This is a genomic window from Methyloversatilis sp. (assembly GCF_051861465.1).
In the GTDB taxonomy this organism is placed as follows: Bacteria; Pseudomonadota; Gammaproteobacteria; order Burkholderiales; family Rhodocyclaceae; genus Methyloversatilis.
This window is the reverse complement of the sequence record NZ_JBHYCQ010000002.1, coordinates 11,241-31,212: the sequence shown is the minus strand read 5'-3', so window position 1 is coordinate 31,212 and position 19,972 is coordinate 11,241. Positions and strand designations below refer to the sequence as shown.

Sequence of the window (19,972 nt, the reverse complement as noted above, 5' to 3'; positions counted from 1 at the left end):
ACAGACGCCCTCACTCGATCAATCCATTCTTGAGCGCGTAGTAGGTCAGTTCGGCATTGCTTTTCAGATTCAGTTTGGTCAGCAGGCGGCTGCGATAGGTGCTGACGCTCTTGACGCTGATGAACAGTTCTTCCGCGATTTCGGTGACCGACTTGCCGGTGGCCAGCTTGTGCAGCACCTGGAACTCGCGCTCCGACAACTGCTGGTGCGCAGGCGCATCGTTGTCGCCATTGAGCCGCTGCGTCAGAAGGTCGGCCACGACATCACTGACGTAGCGCCGGCCGCGCAGTACCGTGCGGATGGCAGTCAGGATGTCGTCCACGTCGGCATCCTTGCGGATGTAGCCGTTGGCACCGGCGCGCAGCATGTTCAGCGCGTATTGTTCTTCCGCATAGGCGCTGATGATGAGTACCGGCAGGTCGGCGCGGTGGGTACGCAGCAGGCGCAGCGTATCCATGCCGTCACGATCGGGCATCGAAATGTCGAGCAGCAGCACATCGAAGTCCTGCTGGCGCAGCAGTGTCAGCGTTTCCGCGCTGGTTGCCGCTTCCGCGCAGACCTCGAGATCGGCTTCGCCATTGATGAGCTGGCGCAGGCCGTTGCGGACGATCTGATGATCGTCCGCGAGCAGGATGCGTCGTTTGTTCATGGTCGGTTTCCTTCAGTGGGTGCCGCTGGCTGCAGACGCTCAGCGTCTGAACAGCCCGAGTACGAAGGATGCCAGCGTCAGCGCCAGAAAGACGAAAAACAGTATTTTTGCTATACCCGCTGCACTGGCGGCAATACCACCGAAACCGAACAGGGCGGCAATGAGGGCAACGATGAAGAAGATAAGGGCATAGTGCAGCATGGCAGCCTCCTGGGTGAATGGACCACTTTTCGTACCCGACGCCTGCGTCGGAGCTCATGGGTTGACGATAGGGCCTCGCCCTGTCGGCAGCTGTCGTCCGCGTTATCGGCAGGGCGTCGGACATGTCTGACGCCGAGCGCCGAACGACAACCGGTGCTGAGCGTCGCCGCGTCATCACCGAAGGTCTGTCGCGGGCAGCGCGCAAGGCGGAGTCGGCGACCGGCGGCGCTGAGCGGCTGACCGACAGCGTACTGATGCGGCTGGCGCGCTTCCGCTGGGGTGCCCTGCTGGTCGTCGCGGTGGGCATCGCTTTCACGGTCATTTCCGAAACCACCTTTCAGTCGATGCAGCGTGCGCGCGAGGAAATCGACGCCTCGCGTCTTTCACTCGCGGCACTGAATGATCTGGTGTTCGACAACGCCCAGGTCACGCTGACCGAAACCCGCTATATAGAAGAGCCCTCCGTCGACCATCTTCAGCAGCACCTGATCGCGGCGCAGCGTCTGGCCAGCGCGGCCGACGAGGTGGTCGGCTGGGCGATGCGTCGCCAGATCGATCCGGAGCGTATCGCCCTCGTGCGCAGCGTCGGTGTTACCGAAGGCGAAGAGCTCAAGCGATTGCGGGCGCTGCCGGCCGATGCGAGTCCGGTCGAGGTAATGGACGTGTTCCTGCCGCCGGTGGTTGCGCAGGAACCGCTGCGCGATGCGCTCGAACCGCTGGTGAAGACCGAACGCGCCTATCTGGAAGAGCAGATGGCGCTGCTGGGCGAGGAGATCGAACATCAGCGCAGTGTGGCCATCGCAGTCGTCGCGATCGGCGTGCTGCTTCTCATCCTGCTGCTGCGCGCCTACTCGATGCGCAGTCAGGTGGAACTGGCCACGGCGAACCGGCTGCGCGAGGCGCGCGACGAGCTCGATGCGCTGGTGCGCGTGCGCACCGAAGAGCTGTCGGAGCTGGCGAGTCATCTGCAGACCGAAGCCGAGCGGCAGAAGTCGTCGCTGGCGCGCGAACTGCACGACGAGCTCGGCTCCATCCTGACGGCCAGCCGGATGGAGGCATCGATGCTGCTGCGCCGCGCGCGCAAGCAGGGAAGCCCGGACGTCGATTCGCTGGCCCGCGTGTGCGACATCCTGGAGCAGGGCGTGCAGATCAAGCGGCGCGTCATCGAAGGTCTGGTGCCGACGGTGCTGACGCATCTGGGCCTGCTGCCGGCACTCGAAGCGCTGGCCGATGAAACCCGCGCGTCGGCGCCCTTCGAGCTGGTGCTGCAGCTGCCCGACGAGCTCGAACTCGACCGCGACCGCGGGATCGCGATCTACCGCGTGGTGCAGGAGGCGCTGACCAATATCCGCAAGCACGCGCAGGCGAGCCGCGTGACGATCACGTTGTCGGCTGCGGAAGGGAAGATCGCGCTGGAAATCGTTGACGATGGTGTCGGCATCGCCGCCGGATCGCGCGGCAAGACGGGGTCGCACGGTCTGCTCGGCATGAAGTACCGCGCCGATGCGCTGGGCGGGAGCTTCCGCATCGGTCCCGCGCCGGGACACGGCACCCAGCTGTCGCTCAGTCTGCCGCTGCCACCCGCCGAGTGAGCACCTCAGCGCACCAAAGCGTTCAGGCGAGCACCATGTTGTCGCGGTGGATCAGTTCTTCGGTGTCGATGTAGCCCAGCAGCGCCTCGATCTCCGACGAGGCGCGGCGTGCAATGCGGCGCGTCTCCGACGCCGAATAGTTGATCAGCCCGCGCGCCAGTTCGTTGCCCTGGGCATCGCGGCACGCCACGACGGCGCCGCGCTCGAACTGGCCCTGCACGTCGATCACACCCACCGGCAGCAGGCTTCTGCCCTGACGCAGTGCGCGTGCGGCGCCTTCGTCGAGCGTGACCGTGCCGACCATCTGCAGATGATCGGCCAGCCATTGCTTGCGGGCGGCCAGCGGCGAACTGCCGGCCTTCAGATACGACCCCAGTGCTTCGCCGCGCACCAGCCTGAGCAGCACATCGGGTTCGCGGCCGCTGGCGATCACCGTATCGGCGCCGCTGCGCGCGGCGCGCCGTGCAGCGCGTACCTTGGTGATCATGCCGCCGCGAGAAATGCCGCTGCCGGCGCCGCCGGCCATGGCTTCGAAGCGCGCATCGTCGGCATCGCCCTCGCTGATCAGCGTGGCGGCCGGATCCTTGCGCGGGTCGGCCGTGTACAGGCCGTTCTGGTCGGTCAGGATGATCAGGCAGTCGGCTTCGGTCAGATTGGCGACCAGCGCGCCCAGCGTATCGTTGTCGCCAAACTTGATTTCTTCGTAGACGACAGTGTCGTTCTCGTTGATGACCGGCACCACGCCCAGTTCCATCAGCGTGGAGAGCGTCGAGCGTGCGTTCAGGTAGCGCGTGCGGTCGGCCAGATCTTCGTGCGTCAGCAGTACCTGCGCGCACACCAGACCGTAACCAGAGAAGGCCCCTTCATAGGCTTGCGCCAGGCCCATCTGACCGACGGCGGCTGCGGCCTGCAATTCATGCATTGCGTGCGGTCGTGTGGCCCAGCCCAGACGCTGCATGCCAGCCGCGATGGCACCGGACGACACCAGCAGCACTTCGCGGCCCTCGGCACGCAACGAGGCGATCTGGCGCGCCCATTCCTGCAGTGCGCCGAGGTCAAGCCCGGCGCCGTTGTTCGTGACCAGTGCACTGCCGACCTTTACGATCAGCCGTTTCGCCCGCTCAATTCGCGCTCTCATCGTCGCTCTCGTCGGCGGGTTCAGTGATGTCGCGATCGCGCACGTCAGGCTCCGGTTCGGGCGGCGGGCGCGTGGCTTCAACGTGGTCCATCACGGCGTAGCACAGGCCGTCGCAGCCGATGCGCGTCAGTGCCGAAATGGTGAAGACGCGCTCGGCGCCGAATGCGTCGACGAAAGCCTTCACGCGCGCGGCACGTTCGTCTTCGGGGATCAGGTCGATCTTGTTCAGCACCAGCCAGCGCGGCTTCTGGTACAGCGCATCGTCGTAACGGCGCAGTTCCTCGACGATGGCGCGCGCGTCATACAGCGGGTCAGCCGCCTCGTCGAACGGTGCGATGTCGACCAGATGCAGCAGGAGGCGCGTGCGCTGTAAGTGACGCAGAAACTGGTGACCCAGGCCGGCGCCTTCCGCGGCACCTTCGATCAGGCCGGGAATGTCGGCCAGCACGAAACTGCGCGACTCATCGACCCGCACCACGCCGAGGTTAGGAGCCAGCGTGGTGAAGGGGTAATCGGCCACCTTGGGTCGCGCCGCGGAAACGGCGCGGATGAAGGTCGACTTGCCGGCGTTCGGCATGCCGAGCAGACCGACATCGGCGAGCACCTTCAGCTCCAGCTTCAGTTCGCGCCGCTCGCCTTCCTCACCCGGCGTGGTCTGTTTGGGCGAGCGATTGGTGCTCGACTTGAAATGCAGATTGCCCAGACCGCCACGACCGCCCTTGGCGATCAGCGCACGCGCACCGTCGCGGTCGAGGTCGGCGATGACTTCGCCGGTCGCCAGATCGGTGATCGTCGTGCCGACCGGCATGCGCAGTTCGCGGTCTTCGCCGCCGCGGCCGTAACAATCGGCACCGCGGCCGTTGGCACCGCTGTCGGCCTTGAACATGCGCGTGTAGCGGAAATCGATCAGCGTGTTCAGGTTGCGATCGGCGATGGCCCAGATGCTGCCTCCGCGACCACCGTCACCGCCGTCGGGTCCGCCGAACGGAATGAATTTTTCGCGCCGGAACGAGGCAGAGCCATTTCCACCGTCACCGGAGATGACTTCTATCTTCGCTTCGTCAAAGAACTTCATTTCGCTTCACACCTGACTGGATCAATGCTGGATACAACGAGAACGCTGCTTCGGTGCCGTGCCGGCGGCACAAACAAAAAGCCCTGCCTCGGGGGCAGGGCCTCGGTTCCGTCAAGCCTGGATCAGGCTGCAGCCGGAACGATGGTCACTACGCGACGGCGGGTTGCGCCCTTGACGGAGAACTGTACAACGCCCTCGATCTTCGCGAACAGCGTGTGGTCCTTGCCCATGCCGACATTGTCGCCCGGGTGGAATTCGGTGCCACGCTGACGCACGATGATGCTGCCTGCCGAAATCAACTGACCGCCGTAGCTCTTGACGCCAAGACGCTTCGACTCCGAATCGCGACCGTTACGCGTACTGCCGCCGCCTTTTTTGTGTGCCATTTCATGCTCTCCTGAATACGCTCAGTGCGGCCAACGCACTGTTAACACTCTCAGCCGTTGATGGCTTCGATGCGCAGCTCGGTGTAGTTCTGACGATGCCCCTGGTGTTTCTGGAAGTGCTTGCGGCGGCGCATCTTGAAAATCGTCACCTTCTTGTGGCGCCCTTGAGTGAGCACCGTTGCACGAACGCTGGCACCGGCAACCAGGGGCGCACCGATCTTGACCGATTCGCCCTCGCCGACCATCAAAACCTGGTCGATCACGATTTCCGAGCCCACATCCGCAGGTATCTGTTCTACCTTGATTTTTTCGCCGCTGGCAACGCGATACTGCTTGCCACCGGTTTTTATGACCGCGTACATGTGTAACCCCAATAAGGTTTAAGGGAATCAATAAGTATATCCGAGCCCGGACGTCGAAGTCAAAGGGTGTCGAATGCGCGAACTTGACGGGCGTGCGTGCGCTGCTACCATCCGCGTTTTTCCGCGTCGGCCGTCTGCCTTGTCATCCCTGAACCGCTTCTACAGCCTGATCGCCGACGACATGAGCCAGCTCGATGTGGTCATCCGCGAGCGGCTGCATTCCGACGTCGTGCTGGTGCGTCAGGTGGCCGAGTACATCATCGGTGCGGGCGGAAAGCGCATGCGTCCGGCGCTGGTGTTGCTGACATCGGGCGCCTGCGGCTACACCGGTGCGCATCGCACCGAGCTGGCTGCAGTCGTCGAGTTCATCCACACGGCGACGCTGCTGCACGACGACGTCGTCGACGAGTCGGAACTTCGGCGCGGTGCCAAGACGGCCAACGCACTGTTCGGCAATGCCGCTTCGGTGCTGGTCGGCGACTTTCTTTACTCGCGCGCCTTCCAGATGATGGTGGGCGTGGGCAGCATGCGGGTGCAGGCGGTGCTGGCCGAGGCCACCAATGTGATCGCGGAAGGCGAGGTGCTGCAGTTGCTCAACTGCCACGACGCCGACGTCGATGAGCAACGCTACCTGCAGGTGATCCGCTACAAGACGGCCAAGCTGTTCGAAGCGGCCAGCCGGCTGGGTGCGCTGCTGGCTGGCTCGACACCCGAGGTCGAAGACCGCTTTGCGCGCTTCGGCATGCATCTGGGCACCGCTTTCCAGTTGATCGACGACGTGCTCGATTACTCCGGCGACGAACAATCCATCGGCAAGAATCTCGGCGACGATCTGGCCGAAGGCAAACCTACGCTGCCATTGATCCACGTCATGAAGAACGGCACACCGCCGCAGGTGGCCGCCGTGCGGCACGCGATCGAAGAGGGTGGGCGCGATGACTGGGCAGCCGTGCTCGAAGCGGTCGTCGCCAGTGGCGCCATCGATGCGGCACGCAGTCACGCACGCGCCGAAGCCGCGCTGGCAAGCGCCGCGTTGCAGGGTTTGCCGTCCAACGAATACATGCAGAGTCTGTTCGATCTCGCGGCGTTTGCAGTTGAGCGCGAGTTCTAGCATAATGCGCGCCTCGTTGTCGCAGGGTGACGAAACAGCAGTGCTGCACGGGTTACCGGCCGTGCAGATCGGGGAATAGCTCAGCCTGGTAGAGCACTGCGTTCGGGACGCAGGGGCCGGAGGTTCGAATCCTCTTTCCCCGACCAAGAATCCCGCGGAAAAGCCACCTCTCGAGGTGGCTTTTTTGTTTCTCTCACGGTGGATTCGACAACAGCGTCCTGAACGCGAAGGGCCCTGACGAATCGCCGCATCAATCACCGGTTGTCCGTTCGCCCGCGGGGACTCGCGCAAATCGCGGCTGCGCCGTAAGCTTGCTGCACGGTTCAGGCGACGCAGTGGTTCCGCGTTGCCGTGGCATCCGCCGAACCCGACCTTTTCGCGCAACGATGACCCGAATCCTCTTTTTTGCACTGCTGGCGCTGGTCGCCTGGCTGTGGTTCTTCAAGAAGACACGCAAACCCGATCCGGTCGAACCCAAGTCCGAGACGAAGGCGATCGAGCAGATCGTCCAGTGCGCGCACTGTGGTCTGCGCCTGCCGGAAGGCGAGGCGCTCTCTGCCGGCGAGCGACATTACTGTTCCATCGAGCACCGGGACGCGCATGCGGATGCGCACGACAACGGTCGCTGACGCTGCGCCGGTCGATGACGACAGCGCCAGCCTGTCGTTCCTGACGCCGCTGCGCTACTTCAGCCTGTACCGGCTGCTGATGACGTCGGTGCTGCTGGCCATCGTGCTCGGCTTTGCCGGCGACATCAGCTTCGGCCGTTACAACGAAGCGCTGTTTTCGCGCACCGCGCTCGCGTACTGGGCCTTTGCGCTGGTGACGATGCTGGGCGCCGACCGCGTGCTTCCGACCTCCGGCGGTCGCCTCACGCTGGGCGTACTGGCGGACATCGTCTTTCTGACCCTGCTCACCTACGCCAGCGGCGGCGCGAGCAGCGGACTGCCCTTCATGCATGTGGTGGTGCTGGCCTTCGCGGCGCTGGTCGGGCAAGGCCGGCTGGCGGTGTTCTACGCTGCGGTCGCCAGTATCGCGATGCTGTTCGAGCAGTCGATACAGGCGATCACCACGGTCGATGATGCGACCACTTTCGTGCAGGTCGGCACCATCAGCATCGGCTTTTTCGCGACGGCGATTGCGGTGCGCCTGCTGGCCCGCCGCGTCATCGCCAACGAAGTGCTGGCGCGCGAGCGCGGGCGCGATCTGGCCGAACAGATGCGGGTGAACGAGCGCGTCATCCGCGACATGGAAGACGGTGTGCTGGTGGTCGATCCCGATGGCCGCGTGCGGCAGGCCAACCCGCAGGCGCATCGCCTGCTCGACCCCGCCATGCCGCGCCCGGTCACGCTGGCCGACTTCTCGCCCGCGCTCGACGACCTGCTGTCCGGCATCGCGTCGGCCGATCGCGAACGGGTCATGGTGCTCGACCTGCCAGCGCGGCCGGCGGCGGTGCGCGTGCGTTGCGTACCGGCGGGTGAGCAGGGCGGTCATCTCGTGTTCATCGAGGATCTGGCGCGGCTGCGCGAGCAGGCGCGCCAGATCAAGCTCGCTGCGCTCGGCCGGCTGACCGCCAGCATGGCGCATGAAATCCGCAACCCGCTGTCGGCCATCACGCAGGCGGCCGAGTTGCTGCAGGAAGAGCGCCGCGCCGAAACACAGGCGCGACTCACCCGCATCATCTGCGACAACAGCCTGCGGCTCGACCGCCTGGTCAGCGACGTGCTCGAACTCGGTCGTCGCGACCGTGCCGAACCCGAGCTGCTCGATGTCGCAGCCTATGCGCGCAGCTTTGTCGACGAACTGGCGATGCGCGATGCATCGGTACGCAGTCGCGTGCGCATCGATGCACCGGCATCGGGCGCGATCTGGTTCGATCGCGGCCATCTGCATCAGGTGTTGTGGAATCTGGTGGTCAATGCGCTGCGCTACGCCAGTCAGGGCCAGGAATCCGTGCGCATCATCGTGCGCGGCGAAGACGACGCAACGCTGATCGAGGTGCTCGACGACGGCCCGGGCATCGACATCGCGGTGCGTACGCACCTGTTCGAGCCCTTCTTCACCACGCACAGCAAGGGCACCGGCCTCGGCCTCTACATCGCGCGCGAACTGTGCGAAGCCAACGGGGCGCGGCTGGACTTCGTGGATAATTCGCCGGGGGCGCACTTCCGCGTACGCGGCATGAACAGAAGCTGGGACGGTGCATGGAACGTCGGCGATCACAACGTGAGCTGAAAGTGCTGGTGGTCGACGACGAAGACGATCTGCGCGAACTGATCGACATGTCGCTCGCCCGCATGGGCCTTCACGCGTCGCTCGCCGGCACTGTCGAACAGGCGCGCGACTTCCTCGCGCGCGAGCAGTTCGCGCTGTGCCTGACCGACATGCGCCTGCCCGACGGCGAAGGCATGGATCTGGTGCGCCACATCGCGGAACACCATCGCGACCTGCCGGTGGCCGTCATCACCGCCTACGGCAGCATGGACAATGCGGTGGCCGCGCTGAAGGCGGGCGCCTTCGATTACCTCGCCAAACCGGTATCGATCGAACAGCTGCGCGCACTGGTGCGCTCGGCGCTCGACCTGCCGGGCCGCAACGCCGCCTCGCCGGCACAGGGCGCCGACGCGCTGGTCGGCGACGCACCGGCGCTGGTGCACGTGCGCGACATGATCACCAAGCTGGCGCGCAGCAGTGCGCCGGTCAACATCCAGGGCGAATCGGGCAGCGGCAAGGAGCGCGCCGCCCGGCTCATCCACGAACTGGGGGCACGCCGCGCCGGGCCGTTCATCGCCGTCAATTGCGGCGCCATTCCGGAAGCACTGGTCGAGTCGGAGTTCTTCGGCTACACCAAGGGTGCCTTCACCGGCGCGGATGCCGACCGCGAGGGCCATTTCCAGGCGGCGAAGGGCGGCACGCTGTTTCTCGACGAAGTCGGCGATCTGCCGTTGTCGATGCAGGTGAAGCTGCTGCGCGCCATCCAGGAAAAGTCGGTGCGCCGGGTGGGCGCGCGCAGCGAAGAGCCGACCGACATCCGGCTGATCAGCGCCACCCACCGCAATCTGAAGCAGATGGTCGATGACGGCCGCTTCCGGCAGGATCTGTTCTACCGCCTCAATGTGCTCGAATTACGCATGCCCAGCCTGCGCGAATGCCGCGAATCCATCCCGCAACTTGCGCAGACCCTCCTCGTGCGCATCGCCGCACCCGACAATGCGCACCCGGTCCTCACGCGCGCCGCGATCGACGCGCTGTGCGCCTACCCCTTCCCCGGCAACGTGCGCGAGCTCGAGAACGTGCTCGAACGCGCCTATGCGCTGAGCGCCGACGCACAGATCGACGCTGCCGATCTCGGCCTGATGCCCGCCGACGACGACGCACCCGCAGACCCGGCCGGCGAATTGCCGCTGCAGGACTACCTCGACCGCATGGAACGCGCGGCCATTGAAGACGCGCTGCGCAAGACCCGCTACAACCGGACGGCCGCCGCCCGCCTGCTCGGCGTCACCTTCCGCTCGCTGCGCTACCGCCTGCAGCGGCTGGGCATCAATGAGTGAAGGTTGGGTCTCGGACGCCGCCGCGCGGATCGCCTGCGGGGCAGGCTCCTACGAAAAGCGCGGCGTTCTCCGTAGGAGCCTGCCCCGCAGGCGATCGGGCGCGTCGAACATGTTTGGTCGCGTGAGCAGAGGGGCGATCGCGGGCAGGGCCTGCTCCTATGAAAAGGGCGATGTCTTTCGTAGGAGCCTGCCCCGCAGGCGATTCAGCTCGTCAAATTCGAGTTGCCGCGTGCTCAACTTGCGAGTTTCCAAGGGCACCTCCTCTTGACCCACACCGATCTCGTTATCGACGCCGACGGCTGGTGCGCGGCGGCGCGGCGCGTCGATTCGCCGAATCGCGATGCGCGGCCGGACGATGCGCCGGTGTCGCTCATCGTGCTGCACAGCATCAGCCTGCCGCCGGGTGACTTCGGCGGGCCGTGGATTGAAGATCTGTTCACCAACCGGCTCGACCCATCGGCTCACCCATATTTCGTTGATATCGCAGCACTTCGGGTGTCGTCGCACTTCGTGGTGCGGCGCGACGGCGCGCTGCTGCAGTTCGTGTCCACCCTCGAGCGCGCCTGGCACGCGGGCGTATCGAGCTGGCGTGGACGCAGCCGCTGCAACGATTTTTCGGTCGGCATCGAGTTCGAAGGCTGCAACGTGCTGCCCTTCGAAGCCGTCCAGTACGCGCGCGCGCGCGCGCTGATCGGAGCGCTCCGCCAGCGCCATCCGATTGCCGATGTCGTAGGCCATTCGGATGTGGCACCCGGTCGGAAGACCGATCCGGGCGCCTGTTTCGACTGGTCGGCGGTCGGTATCCCGCGCCCCTGAAGCGTTTCCGGCAGATTCGCCGCCGGCGGAAAAAAGCGCTTGCGGTGTCCGGGTCGCATCACTACACTTAGTAGCTCAAACCGCTTGAACCACTATAGGTAGTGGTCGAAGAGCACACTTCCCCACCTCCAGACTCATTCCGCCGCAGCGTGGCTGCGGTTCTCCAGGGAGATGTACGCATGCAAATGACCGCCGAACACGGCAGCAACCGTTCACTGTCCGGCACGCCGGACCAGATCAGCCTCGAGTCGTCGGCCGCCGCGCACAGTGCGCACACCGACTACAAGATCATCCGCAGGAACGGTGCCGTGGTGGCGTTCGAGCCGGCCAAGATTTCCATCGCCATGACCAAGGCCTTCCTCGCCGTGAATGGCGGGCAGGGCGCGGCGTCGGCGCGTGTGCGCGAACAGGTTGCCGCACTGACCGACGCGGTCGTCGGCGCGCTGCTGCGCCGCCTGCCGCACGGTGGCACCTTCCATATCGAAGACATCCAGGACCAGGTCGAATTGGCGCTGATGCGCTCGGCCGAACACGACGTGGCCCGCGCCTATGTGCTGTATCGCGAAAAGCGTTCCGCCGAACGCGCGCAGAAGCAGCAGGCCGTTGACGCATCGATCGAGCAGCCGGTGCTGCACGTGGTCGATGGCGACCGCCGCATGCCGCTCGACCGCGAAGCGCTGCGCACGCTGATCCAGGACAGTTGCGAAAACCTGGGCGACGTCGTGTCGGTCGCCACCATTTTCGACGCCACATTGACCAATCTGTACGACGGCGTGCCGGTGGATGAAGTGCGCAAGTCGGCCATCCTGGCCGCGCGCTCGCTGATCGAGAACGACCCGGCCTACGGCTACGTCACCGCCCGCCTGCTGCTGCATACGATCCGCGCGGAAGTGCTGGGCGAAGAAACGTCGCAGGGCGCGATGGCCACCGCCTACGCCGATTATTTTCCGCGCTACATCAAGCTGGGCATCGAAGCCGAACTGCTCGACCCGAAGCTGGCGCAGTTCGACCTCGCGAAGCTGGGCGCCGCGCTCGACCACCGCAATGACCTGCGCTTCAACTACCTCGGCCTGCAGACGCTGTACGACCGCTACTTCCTGCACATCCGCGACCGTCGCATCGAACTGCCGCAGATGTTCTTCATGCGCGTCGCCATGGGCCTCGCGATGAACGAAATCAACCGCGAAGCGCGCGCGATCGAGTTCTATCAGCTGCTGGCCAGCTTCGACTTCATGAGCTCGACGCCGACGCTGTTCAACAGCGCCACGCTGCGCCCGCAACTGTCGTCGTGCTACCTCACGACGGTGGCGGATGACCTCGACGGCATCTTCGAGGCGATCAAGGAAAACGCGCTGCTGGCCAAGTTCGCCGGCGGCCTGGGCAACGACTGGACGCCGGTGCGCGCGCTGGGCTCGCACATCAAGGGCACCAACGGCAAGAGCCAGGGCGTCGTGCCCTTCCTGAAGGTGGTCAATGACACCGCCGTCGCGGTGAATCAGGGCGGCAAGCGCAAGGGCGCCGTGTGCGCCTATCTGGAAAGCTGGCACCTCGACATCGAGGAATTTCTCGAACTGCGCAAGAACACCGGCGACGACCGCCGCCGCACGCACGACATGAACACCGCGAACTGGATTCCCGATCTGTTCATGCGCCGCGTGATGGAAAACGCCGAATGGACGCTGTTCTCGCCGTCCGACTGCCCCGATCTGCACGACCTGTTCGGCCGCGCCTTCGAAGAGGCCTATACCCGCTACGAGGAGAAGGCTGCGCGCGGCGAAATCCGCGTGTTCAAGAAGATGCCGGCGGTGGCGCTGTGGCGCAAGATGCTGTCGATGCTGTTCGAAACCGGCCACCCGTGGATCACCTTCAAGGATCCGTGCAACCTGCGCTCGCCGCAGCAGCATGTCGGCGTGGTTCATTCCAGCAACCTGTGCACCGAAATCACGCTGAACACCTCCGACACCGAAATCGCCGTGTGCAACCTCGGTTCGGTCAATCTGGTCGCCCACCTGAAGGACGACGGCCAGGGCAACAAGGTGCTCGACCACGACAAGCTGCGCAAGACCATCCGCACCGCGATGCGCATGCTCGACAACGTCATCGACATCAATTACTACTCGGTCGGCAAGGCGCGCAATTCCAACCTGAAGCACCGCCCGGTCGGCATGGGCCTGATGGGCTTCCAGGAAGCGCTGCACGAACTGCGCACGCCGTACGCCTCCGATGACGCGGTCGAATTCGCCGACCGCTCGATGGAAGCCGTCGCCTACTACGCCTACTGGGCCTCGACCGAACTGGCCGAAGAGCGCGGCCGCTACGCCAGCTACAAGGGCAGCCTGTGGGACCGCGGCATCCTGCCGCACGACTCGCTCGACATCCTGGCCGAAGAGCGCGGCGGCTACCTCGAAGTCGACCGTTCGGTCACGATGGACTGGAGCGCGCTGCGCAGCCGCATCGCCGATTACGGCATGCGCAATTCCAACTGCCTCGCCATCGCGCCGACCGCCACCATTTCGAACATCATTGGCGTCGACGCCAGCATCGAGCCGACCTACCAGAACCTGTTCGTCAAATCGAACCTGTCGGGCGAATTCACCGTGGTGAACGAGCACCTGGTGCGTGATCTGAAGAAGATGGGCCTGTGGGACGAAGTCATGGTCGCCGACCTGAAGTACTTCGACGGCTCGCTGTCGCGCATCGACCGCATTCCGGCCGAACTGCGCAGCCTGTACGCCACCGCCTTCGAAGTCGAGCCGAAATGGCTGGTCGAAGCCGCGTCGCGCCGCCAGAAGTGGATCGACCAGGCGCAGAGCCTGAACATCTACATGGCCGGCGCCTCGGGCAAGAAGCTCGACGAAACCTACAAGCTGGCCTGGCTGCGCGGCCTCAAGACCACGTATTACCTGCGCGCCATGGGCGCCACGCACGCCGAGAAGTCGACCGGCCGCGGCGGTGAGCTGAATTCGGTTCCGAGCGAAGCCGAACCCAAGTTCTGCGCCATCGACGACCCGACCTGCGAAGCCTGCCAGTAAGCCGGCTGCACCGCCGCCCTGAACCCTGCATGCGCAGGGCAGGGCGGTGTCAGGTCCGCCCGCCCGCTGACTGAACGCGAACCGAATACAACCGAATCAACCAGAACCCGGTCGCTCCACGCACCGCCCACGGAGAGAACATCCATGCTGAGTTTTGAAGACGACCTGCCCGTGAACACCCCGCAACCCGGCCTCGGCCTGCGCACCGCGGCAACCGAAGCAGTTCCCCGTGTGGGCGCCGCGCCGCGCCGCGACATGTTCGCCGAGCCGCTGCCGATCACCGCCCCGATCGCCGAACTGCCGATCGCGCCGCGCGCCCCCGCACCGGCCCCGGCCCCCGCCCAATCCACCCGCATGCGCCGCATCCGCGCCGAAGACAAGCGCGTCATCAACGGCGGCACCGACGTAAACCAGCTCGTGCCGTTCAAGTACAAGTGGGCGTGGGACAAATACCTGTCCGGCTGCGCCAACCACTGGATGCCGCAGGAAGTGAACATGCAGCGCGACATCGAGCTGTGGAAGACGCCCAACGGCCTGACCGACGACGAGCGCCGCCTCATCAAGCGCAACCTCGGCTTCTTCGTTACTGCCGATTCGCTGGCCGCCAACAACATCGTGCTCGGCACCTATCGCCACATCACTGCGCCCGAGTGCCGCCAGTACCTGCTGCGCCAGGCCTTCGAAGAGGCCATCCACACGCACGCCTACCAGTACATCGTCGAATCGCTCGGCCTGGACGAAGGCGAAGTGTTCAACGCCTATCACGAAGTGCAGTCGATCCGCGACAAGGACGAATTCCTGATCCCGTTCATCGACGTACTGACCAACCCGCTGTTCAAGACCGGCACGCCCGAAACCGACCAGCAGCTGCTGAAAAGCCTGATCGTGTTCGCCTGCCTGATGGAAGGCCTGTTCTTCTACGTCGGCTTCGTGCAGATCCTCGCCCTCGGCCGTCAGAACAAGATGACGGGCGCCGCCGAGCAGTACCAGTACATCCTGCGCGACGAGTCCATGCACTGCAATTTCGGCATCGACCTGATCAACCAGATCAAGCTCGAAAACCCGCACCTGTGGACCATCGAATTCCGCGAAGAGCTCAAGACCCTGTTCCGCAAGGCCGTCGAGCTCGAATACCGCTACGCCGAAGACACCATGCCGCGTGGCGTGCTCGGCCTGAATTCAGCCATGTTCAAGGAGTACCTGCGCTTCATCGCCAACCGCCGGGCGCAGCAGATCGGTCTCGACGTGCTGTATCCGGGGGCGGAAAACCCGTTCCCGTGGATGAGTGAAATGATTGATCTGAAGAAGGAACGCAACTTCTTTGAGACGCGGGTGATTGAATATCAGACGGGTGGGGCTTTGAGTTGGGATTGAGGTTGAGATTGAGCGTAGATTCTCATTAGAGACGAGAGCAGTCTCACTAGAGACGATAACGTCTCATTAGAGACAATAATGAAAGACCTCAGGGCGCCTTCGGGCGCCCTTTTTGTTTACTGGAGCCGCTTTGGCCGCAGATTGGGCGCGGTGTCGCCATGTCCTTTGGCAGCGTTGCGCCGGCGCTACGTGCAATTCGCGTTGATATTTTAGGAACGTGCTCAGAGGAAAAATCTCGTTTGAGAAAATCAAAAAATCTCACTAGAGACGAGAGTGGTCGGACACGACGGGTTGCAGGATGGCGCCCGACACTTAAATGCTCAGAAGCGCTCTGTCCGAAAAAAACATACGTATCAATAGGATGCGAGTGAATAAGAGCCTAAACGCCGAGGCAAAAGATTGACCAACCTCCACGATTGCTTGTGCTGAGAATCCCGCTAGAGACAGCGATAAAATCTCGTTAGAGGCAAGAACTCCGAGCCCGGAAAGTACCGCCGACTCGGTGTCACTCCGGCGGGCGTCATGGCTTCGGAGCCTTTGACGTCTGGGATGGCGATCGACTTCGGCCTTGCGATGCGGCGTGGTGGGCTGCGAGCGTCCTAGCATCCACCATCGGCGGTACTTGGATACCCCCAAGCGCAGATACTCAAACAAGGGCACCCTCACCAGAAGCGTGATCGGCCCTGCTGAAGGCGCCGTCGTAAAGGTGACATCCCGCAATGCTGTCTACGATGGCTTTTTTCCGAGTCGTCTATCCGCGGGTTTTTTATGCCTTTCGCCGTAATCCACATGGGTTAACTTCACACGTTTTTATTTGTTTTCTTTATCGTGCAAAGGCGTTAAAAAATAGATTGGCGTGACCAAGTGAACAAGCGTACCTGTTTGGCGGCACTAGTGCCGTTATTGCCGCGCCGGTGCCTGAACCTTCGACGATTGTTTTGTTGCTGGTGGGCTTCGGGGTTGTTGTCTGCCGGATTCGAATTTATGAGACTCGGCGATTTCAAGACTAAGACCAAGTGCTGAATGATTCATGGAAATGATTGCCGTGGAAAAGAATCGAGCCAGTTCATTCGGGGGTCATTTAAATCTATGTCTAGCGTGCATAAAGACTCTTGTCGCTGTTGCTGTAACGCTCTATTCGGCTAGCGTTCATCCGTATGACGTGTGGCTTGTAAAATGGCCTGCCATTGCGAACCAGACAAAGACGCTCTACGGCTCGCCAGACGCGGCTTGTCAAGACCAGATAATCTTGGATTACGCTGGTCCGGTATGGTCGGTTTTCGTCAGGGCGCAGGAGGATCAGTCCGTTGTCGTGCCAAACCAAGCCTGTTATTACTCGACAGTGCATGGAGGGCTTTGGCCGATGGGACATGTTGGCCCGCCTCTCTGCGCGTCGACGGAGTCATTTAGTTATTCGACTGGTTTGTGCGTCCCGCATGCGTCAGAGGCAGCATCGAGCTCGAAAAAGTCGGGCGTCTCTTGTCCGTCTCTAAGCAATCCAGTTGCCCTGGGCAGCGGAAACAAGTTTCTGCGCCAGCAGGATATTCAGTCCGGACCGATTGATTTCTCCCGGACGTACAACAGCCTGAGCACGCGAGCGGGCTACACGGAATTGATCACGGGCAGTCCGAGTGTCGTGATGCCGCTCGGTGCCGGCTGGACCTTCGATTACCAGCAGCAGATCCGGCTGCCCTCAAGTTCAACCACAACTGCATGGTCGATTCGAGAAGGTGGTCGGGTGCTGACCTTTCAGCTCTCCGGGTCGACATGGAATGCGGAAGCGGACGTCAGTGACCGCCTGATCGAGCTCAAGAACAGTTCCGGCGTTCGCACGGGTTGGCGCTACTGGGACGCCGCGGAGGAGCGGGCCGAGACCTTCGACGCGTTGGGCAAGCTTGAGTCGGTGCGCGAGCGCGACGGCACGGTGCGCACGGTGACCTATAGCGATGGCACAGATGGCAGCGTGTCGGGCAACGGAGGCTTCGTTCTGGATGCGTCTGGCAACCCGACGACGACGGTGCTGCCCGCCGGTCGCCTGCTTCGGGTACAGGACAGCCAGGGCCAGAAGCTCACGTTCGGCCATGATGTGAGTGGCCGCATCGTCAAGGTCACGAATTCGGCCGCTCAGTCGGTGCGCTACGGCTACGACGCGGCCAACCAGCTGACCACGGTCACTTACCCGGACAGCACCGTTCGCACCTACCACTACAACGAAGCCGCTCATACGGGCGGGGCCAACCTGCCGGGTGCTTTGACCGGCATCACCGACGAGAACGGCGCCCGGTTTGCCACCTACGAGTACAACAGCGATGGTCGTGCCATCGGCGAGTCGCTGGCAGGAGGCGCCGATGCCGCAACGCTCGCCTACACCCAGAATATCAACCGCAACGTCACCCAGACGGTGGTGACGGACGCGCTGGGCACGGCGCGCACCTACAGTTTCGCCACCCAGTTCGGTGTGACACGTTCGACCGGTGTGAGCCAACCCGGCGGTCCGGGGTGCGGCGCGGCCTCATCCGCCATCACGTACGACGGCAACGCCAACGTTGCGAGCCGCACCGACTTTGCGGGGAACAAGACGTGCTACGGCAACGATCTTGCGCGCAACCTTGAGACGGTGCGCGTTGAAGGGCTCGGTGCCGCAGACGCCTGCCCGGCGACACCGTCGAGCTACAGCCCGACGGCCACCCAGCGTCGAATCAGCACCGAGTGGCATCCGCTGTGGCGCCTGAAGGTGCGCGAGGCACAACCGAAGAAGATCACGACCTGGGTCTATCACGGCCAGCCGGACCCCACGGCAGGCGGGGCGATCGCCAGTTGCGCGCCGAGTGATGCTTATGTGTATGACACGGTACCGATCGCCGTGCTGTGCAAGCAGGTCGAACAGGCAACGACCGACGGCACGGGCGGCGCAGGCTTCGGCGCCGTGGCCACCGGCACGCCCCGCATCTGGACCTACACCTGGAACCGCCATGGTCAGATGCTCACTGCCAACGGCCCGCGCACCGATGTGGCGGACATCACCACCTACGAGTACTACCCGGCTACCACGGCCAGCTGGACGAAGGGTGACCTGAAGAAGATCACCAACGCACTGGGTCAGGTGTGGAGTTTCACTCAGTACGACCCAGCAGGTCGGCTGCTGTCAATGACCGACCCGAACGGCGTGCTCACCACCCAGACCTGGCATCCGAGAGGGTGGCTGACCAGCCGTACCGTGGCCGATGCCACCACGAGCTGGAACTACTACCCGACCGGGCTGTTGCAGCGGCAGACGCTGCCCGACGGTCGGTACTACGACTACACTTGGGATGACGCACATCGTCTGACCGACATCACTGATCGAGCCGGCAACAATACGCGCTACACGCTGGATGCCGCGGGCAACGTGACCCAGGTCGATGTCACCGATGCGGGCGATCAACTCGCGCGCCAGCAGCGCACCGAGTACGACCCGCTGGGGCGCCCGTGGAAACGCAGGGATTCGATCGGCAACGTGACAGAGCAGCGTCACGACGCAATGAACCGGCTGAACAAGCTCATTGATCCGAAGAATCGGGAGACGGACTACCAGTGGGATGCACTGGGCCGGCTCAAGCAGATCGACGACGCGCAGCAGCCTACGCGTGGCATCACGCAGGCGCAGTACGACGGACAGGACGAGCCGACATCGCTGACGGCACCGAATGGTGCGCAAACCCAGTTTGCGGTGAATGGGCTGGGCGACACAACGCAGGAGAGCAGCCCGGACCGGGGCACGCTCGGCTACGCACATGATGCGGCAGGCAACGTTACCCAGCGCACTGATGGACTGGGTCGGGTGACAAGCTATACATGGGATGCGCTGAACAGGCCGCTGACCATGAGCTACCGGCCCTCGGCCGGCGGCGCGGTGAGCGAAACGGTGACCTATACGTGGGATGGCGCATCGGGCTGCAGTCACGGGGTCGGCAGGCTCTGCGCGGTCAGCGATGGCTCGGGCAGCACGATCTACAACTACAACGACAAGGGCTATCTCGTGTCGGCCTCGCGCACGGAAGCGGGGCAGGCACACGTGACGCAGTACGTGAGGGATGCGGCCGGTCAGGTGCTCTCGTGGGTGGATCCGACGGGATCGCAGTTAAACACGGCGCGCAACACGCTGGGTCAGCCTCAGTCGGCCTCAGTGACCCGTTCCGGTTCGGTACTTTGGGTCAGTAAGTCGATTAGCTATGACGCAAGCGGGGCGCTTGATATGGCGCTGTTTAGCGCCAAGAACGAAGCGGCGCTCTCGCGAAGCTTCAATGCGGATGGTCAGCTCACCAGCGGATTTGTCGCTGGGACCAAAGTGAATCTCACGGACTCGTGGCCGAGTGTTTATGCCGCGGTCGGTGAGCAGATCAGCGTAATCGTAAGTGTAAGCCCCGTCGAGGCGCGAGGAACGTTGGAACTGTGCCATGACTATCCTGCCAGCCCCTGCACCGGAGCTAATTTGCTCGACTCTGTGGAGTTACAGGGTAGCGGCGTGCAGACATTGAAGACCAGTGAGACGCTCGGGCAGGGTGTCTACAACGCTGTCGTGAGGGTTACTCCCCAGTTTCCATTCAGACCCGGAGAGCTTCCGCTTGCGCCACGTCCGATATTTATCGGGGTTCCCCCAGCGCAGATGATCAACGACCTGTTGCCCTGATTCCTCACCCATA

General features: G+C 63.6%; 16 protein-coding genes and 1 tRNA gene. 11 read left to right on the top strand and 6 right to left on the bottom strand.

Features of this window, described 5'->3' with window-relative positions:
* Positions 1-10: 10 nt before the first annotated feature.
* Both ACTIFF_RS02450 and ACTIFF_RS02445 read right to left on the bottom strand, forming a co-directional pair.
* The gene (locus ACTIFF_RS02450) at positions 11-649 is read right to left on the bottom strand and encodes a response regulator (RefSeq protein WP_257079525.1); all 639 of its coding nucleotides are present in this window, start codon (positions 647-649) and stop codon (positions 11-13) included.
* A 39-nt stretch (positions 650-688) separates the two neighbouring features.
* On the bottom strand, positions 689-850 hold the full coding sequence (locus ACTIFF_RS02445; RefSeq protein WP_083223920.1) for a DUF1328 domain-containing protein: 162 nt from the start codon (positions 848-850) through the stop codon (positions 689-691).
* A 122-nt stretch (positions 851-972) separates the two neighbouring features.
* Here ACTIFF_RS02445 and ACTIFF_RS02440 point away from each other — a divergent pair, with 122 nt between their 5' ends.
* Positions 973-2,442, top strand: coding sequence for a sensor histidine kinase (locus tag ACTIFF_RS02440; RefSeq protein WP_439535392.1), 1,470 nt, complete (start codon positions 973-975; stop codon positions 2,440-2,442).
* A 22-nt stretch (positions 2,443-2,464) separates the two neighbouring features.
* Here the strand turns inward: ACTIFF_RS02440 and proB are convergent, their stop codons facing one another.
* From proB to rplU, 4 genes are all read right to left on the bottom strand, one after another.
* Positions 2,465-3,580 carry a glutamate 5-kinase gene (gene proB, locus ACTIFF_RS02435; protein ID WP_439535391.1) on the bottom strand — a complete coding sequence of 372 codons (1,116 nt, stop codon included), beginning with the start codon at positions 3,578-3,580 and terminating at the stop codon, positions 2,465-2,467.
* Entirely contained in the window at positions 3,564-4,655 is a 1,092-nt protein-coding gene (cgtA, locus tag ACTIFF_RS02430) for an Obg family GTPase CgtA (protein WP_439535390.1), read from the bottom strand. The genes proB and cgtA overlap by 17 nt, the downstream gene beginning before the upstream one ends.
* 122 nt (positions 4,656-4,777) lie before the next feature.
* Positions 4,778-5,041 (bottom strand): 50S ribosomal protein L27, encoded by a 264-nt coding sequence (rpmA, locus tag ACTIFF_RS02425; protein WP_257079529.1) that lies wholly within the window; start codon positions 5,039-5,041, stop codon positions 4,778-4,780.
* A 50-nt stretch (positions 5,042-5,091) separates the two neighbouring features.
* The gene (gene rplU / locus ACTIFF_RS02420) at positions 5,092-5,403 is read right to left on the bottom strand and encodes a 50S ribosomal protein L21 (protein WP_069038061.1); all 312 of its coding nucleotides are present in this window, start codon (positions 5,401-5,403) and stop codon (positions 5,092-5,094) included.
* Between the two features lie 181 nt (positions 5,404-5,584).
* Here rplU and ACTIFF_RS02415 point away from each other — a divergent pair, with 181 nt between their 5' ends.
* The 10 genes from ACTIFF_RS02415 (at position 5,585) to ACTIFF_RS02370 (ending at position 19,959) form a co-directional block, all read left to right on the top strand.
* On the top strand, positions 5,585-6,514 hold the full coding sequence (locus ACTIFF_RS02415) for a polyprenyl synthetase family protein (protein ID WP_306477779.1): 930 nt from the start codon (positions 5,585-5,587) through the stop codon (positions 6,512-6,514).
* Between the two features lie 69 nt (positions 6,515-6,583).
* A tRNA-Pro gene (locus ACTIFF_RS02410) sits at positions 6,584-6,660 on the top strand.
* Positions 6,661-6,900: 240 nt separating this feature from the next.
* The gene (locus tag ACTIFF_RS02405; RefSeq protein ID WP_439535389.1) at positions 6,901-7,143 is read left to right on the top strand and encodes a PP0621 family protein; all 243 of its coding nucleotides are present in this window, start codon (positions 6,901-6,903) and stop codon (positions 7,141-7,143) included.
* Positions 7,121-8,749 carry a sensor histidine kinase gene (locus ACTIFF_RS02400; RefSeq protein ID WP_439535388.1) on the top strand — a complete coding sequence of 543 codons (1,629 nt, stop codon included), beginning with the start codon at positions 7,121-7,123 and terminating at the stop codon, positions 8,747-8,749. The genes ACTIFF_RS02405 and ACTIFF_RS02400 overlap by 23 nt, the downstream gene beginning before the upstream one ends.
* The gene (locus ACTIFF_RS02395; protein WP_439535387.1) at positions 8,719-10,068 is read left to right on the top strand and encodes a sigma-54-dependent transcriptional regulator; all 1,350 of its coding nucleotides are present in this window, start codon (positions 8,719-8,721) and stop codon (positions 10,066-10,068) included. Before ACTIFF_RS02400 ends, ACTIFF_RS02395 begins: the two co-directional genes overlap by 31 nt.
* 264 nt (positions 10,069-10,332) lie before the next feature.
* Positions 10,333-10,884 (top strand): 1,6-anhydro-N-acetylmuramyl-L-alanine amidase AmpD, encoded by a 552-nt coding sequence (ampD, locus tag ACTIFF_RS02390; protein WP_439535386.1) that lies wholly within the window; start codon positions 10,333-10,335, stop codon positions 10,882-10,884.
* A gap of 179 nt (positions 10,885-11,063) precedes the next feature.
* Positions 11,064-13,916, top strand: a complete 2,853-nt coding sequence (locus ACTIFF_RS02385; protein ID WP_439535385.1) for a ribonucleoside-diphosphate reductase subunit alpha — start codon at positions 11,064-11,066, stop codon at positions 13,914-13,916.
* 144 nt (positions 13,917-14,060) lie between these two features.
* Positions 14,061-15,290, top strand: a complete 1,230-nt coding sequence (locus ACTIFF_RS02380; protein WP_439535384.1) for a ribonucleotide-diphosphate reductase subunit beta — start codon at positions 14,061-14,063, stop codon at positions 15,288-15,290.
* Positions 15,291-16,168: 878 nt separating this feature from the next.
* On the top strand, positions 16,169-16,300 hold the full coding sequence (locus ACTIFF_RS02375; protein WP_439535768.1) for a PEP-CTERM sorting domain-containing protein: 132 nt from the start codon (positions 16,169-16,171) through the stop codon (positions 16,298-16,300).
* A 353-nt stretch (positions 16,301-16,653) separates the two neighbouring features.
* The gene (locus ACTIFF_RS02370) at positions 16,654-19,959 is read left to right on the top strand and encodes a DUF6531 domain-containing protein (RefSeq protein ID WP_439535383.1); all 3,306 of its coding nucleotides are present in this window, start codon (positions 16,654-16,656) and stop codon (positions 19,957-19,959) included.
* The last annotated feature ends 13 nt before the right edge of the window (positions 19,960-19,972 follow it).

What these genes read in the sequence shown, in the direction of transcription:
- proB (WP_439535391.1), bottom strand. Translation starts at nt 3,580, where the DNA reads ATGAGAGCGCGAATTGAGCGGGCGAAACGGCTGATCGTAAAGGTCGGC.
- ACTIFF_RS02400 (WP_439535388.1), top strand. Translation starts at nt 7,121, where the DNA reads ATGCGCACGACAACGGTCGCTGACGCTGCGCCGGTCGATGACGACAGC.
- ACTIFF_RS02385 (WP_439535385.1), top strand. Translation starts at nt 11,064, where the DNA reads ATGCAAATGACCGCCGAACACGGCAGCAACCGTTCACTGTCCGGCACG.
- ACTIFF_RS02450 (WP_257079525.1), bottom strand. Translation starts at nt 649, where the DNA reads ATGAACAAACGACGCATCCTGCTCGCGGACGATCATCAGATCGTCCGC.
- ACTIFF_RS02380 (WP_439535384.1), top strand. Translation starts at nt 14,061, where the DNA reads ATGCTGAGTTTTGAAGACGACCTGCCCGTGAACACCCCGCAACCCGGC.
- ACTIFF_RS02415 (WP_306477779.1), top strand. Translation starts at nt 5,585, where the DNA reads ATGAGCCAGCTCGATGTGGTCATCCGCGAGCGGCTGCATTCCGACGTC.
- ACTIFF_RS02445 (WP_083223920.1), bottom strand. Translation starts at nt 850, where the DNA reads ATGCTGCACTATGCCCTTATCTTCTTCATCGTTGCCCTCATTGCCGCC.
- ACTIFF_RS02440 (WP_439535392.1), top strand. Translation starts at nt 973, where the DNA reads ATGTCTGACGCCGAGCGCCGAACGACAACCGGTGCTGAGCGTCGCCGC.
- ACTIFF_RS02370 (WP_439535383.1), top strand. Translation starts at nt 16,654, where the DNA reads ATGGGACATGTTGGCCCGCCTCTCTGCGCGTCGACGGAGTCATTTAGT.
- ACTIFF_RS02405 (WP_439535389.1), top strand. Translation starts at nt 6,901, where the DNA reads ATGACCCGAATCCTCTTTTTTGCACTGCTGGCGCTGGTCGCCTGGCTG.
- cgtA (WP_439535390.1), bottom strand. Translation starts at nt 4,655, where the DNA reads ATGAAGTTCTTTGACGAAGCGAAGATAGAAGTCATCTCCGGTGACGGT.
- ACTIFF_RS02395 (WP_439535387.1), top strand. Translation starts at nt 8,719, where the DNA reads ATGGAACGTCGGCGATCACAACGTGAGCTGAAAGTGCTGGTGGTCGAC.
- rplU (WP_069038061.1), bottom strand. Translation starts at nt 5,403, where the DNA reads ATGTACGCGGTCATAAAAACCGGTGGCAAGCAGTATCGCGTTGCCAGC.
- rpmA (WP_257079529.1), bottom strand. Translation starts at nt 5,041, where the DNA reads ATGGCACACAAAAAAGGCGGCGGCAGTACGCGTAACGGTCGCGATTCG.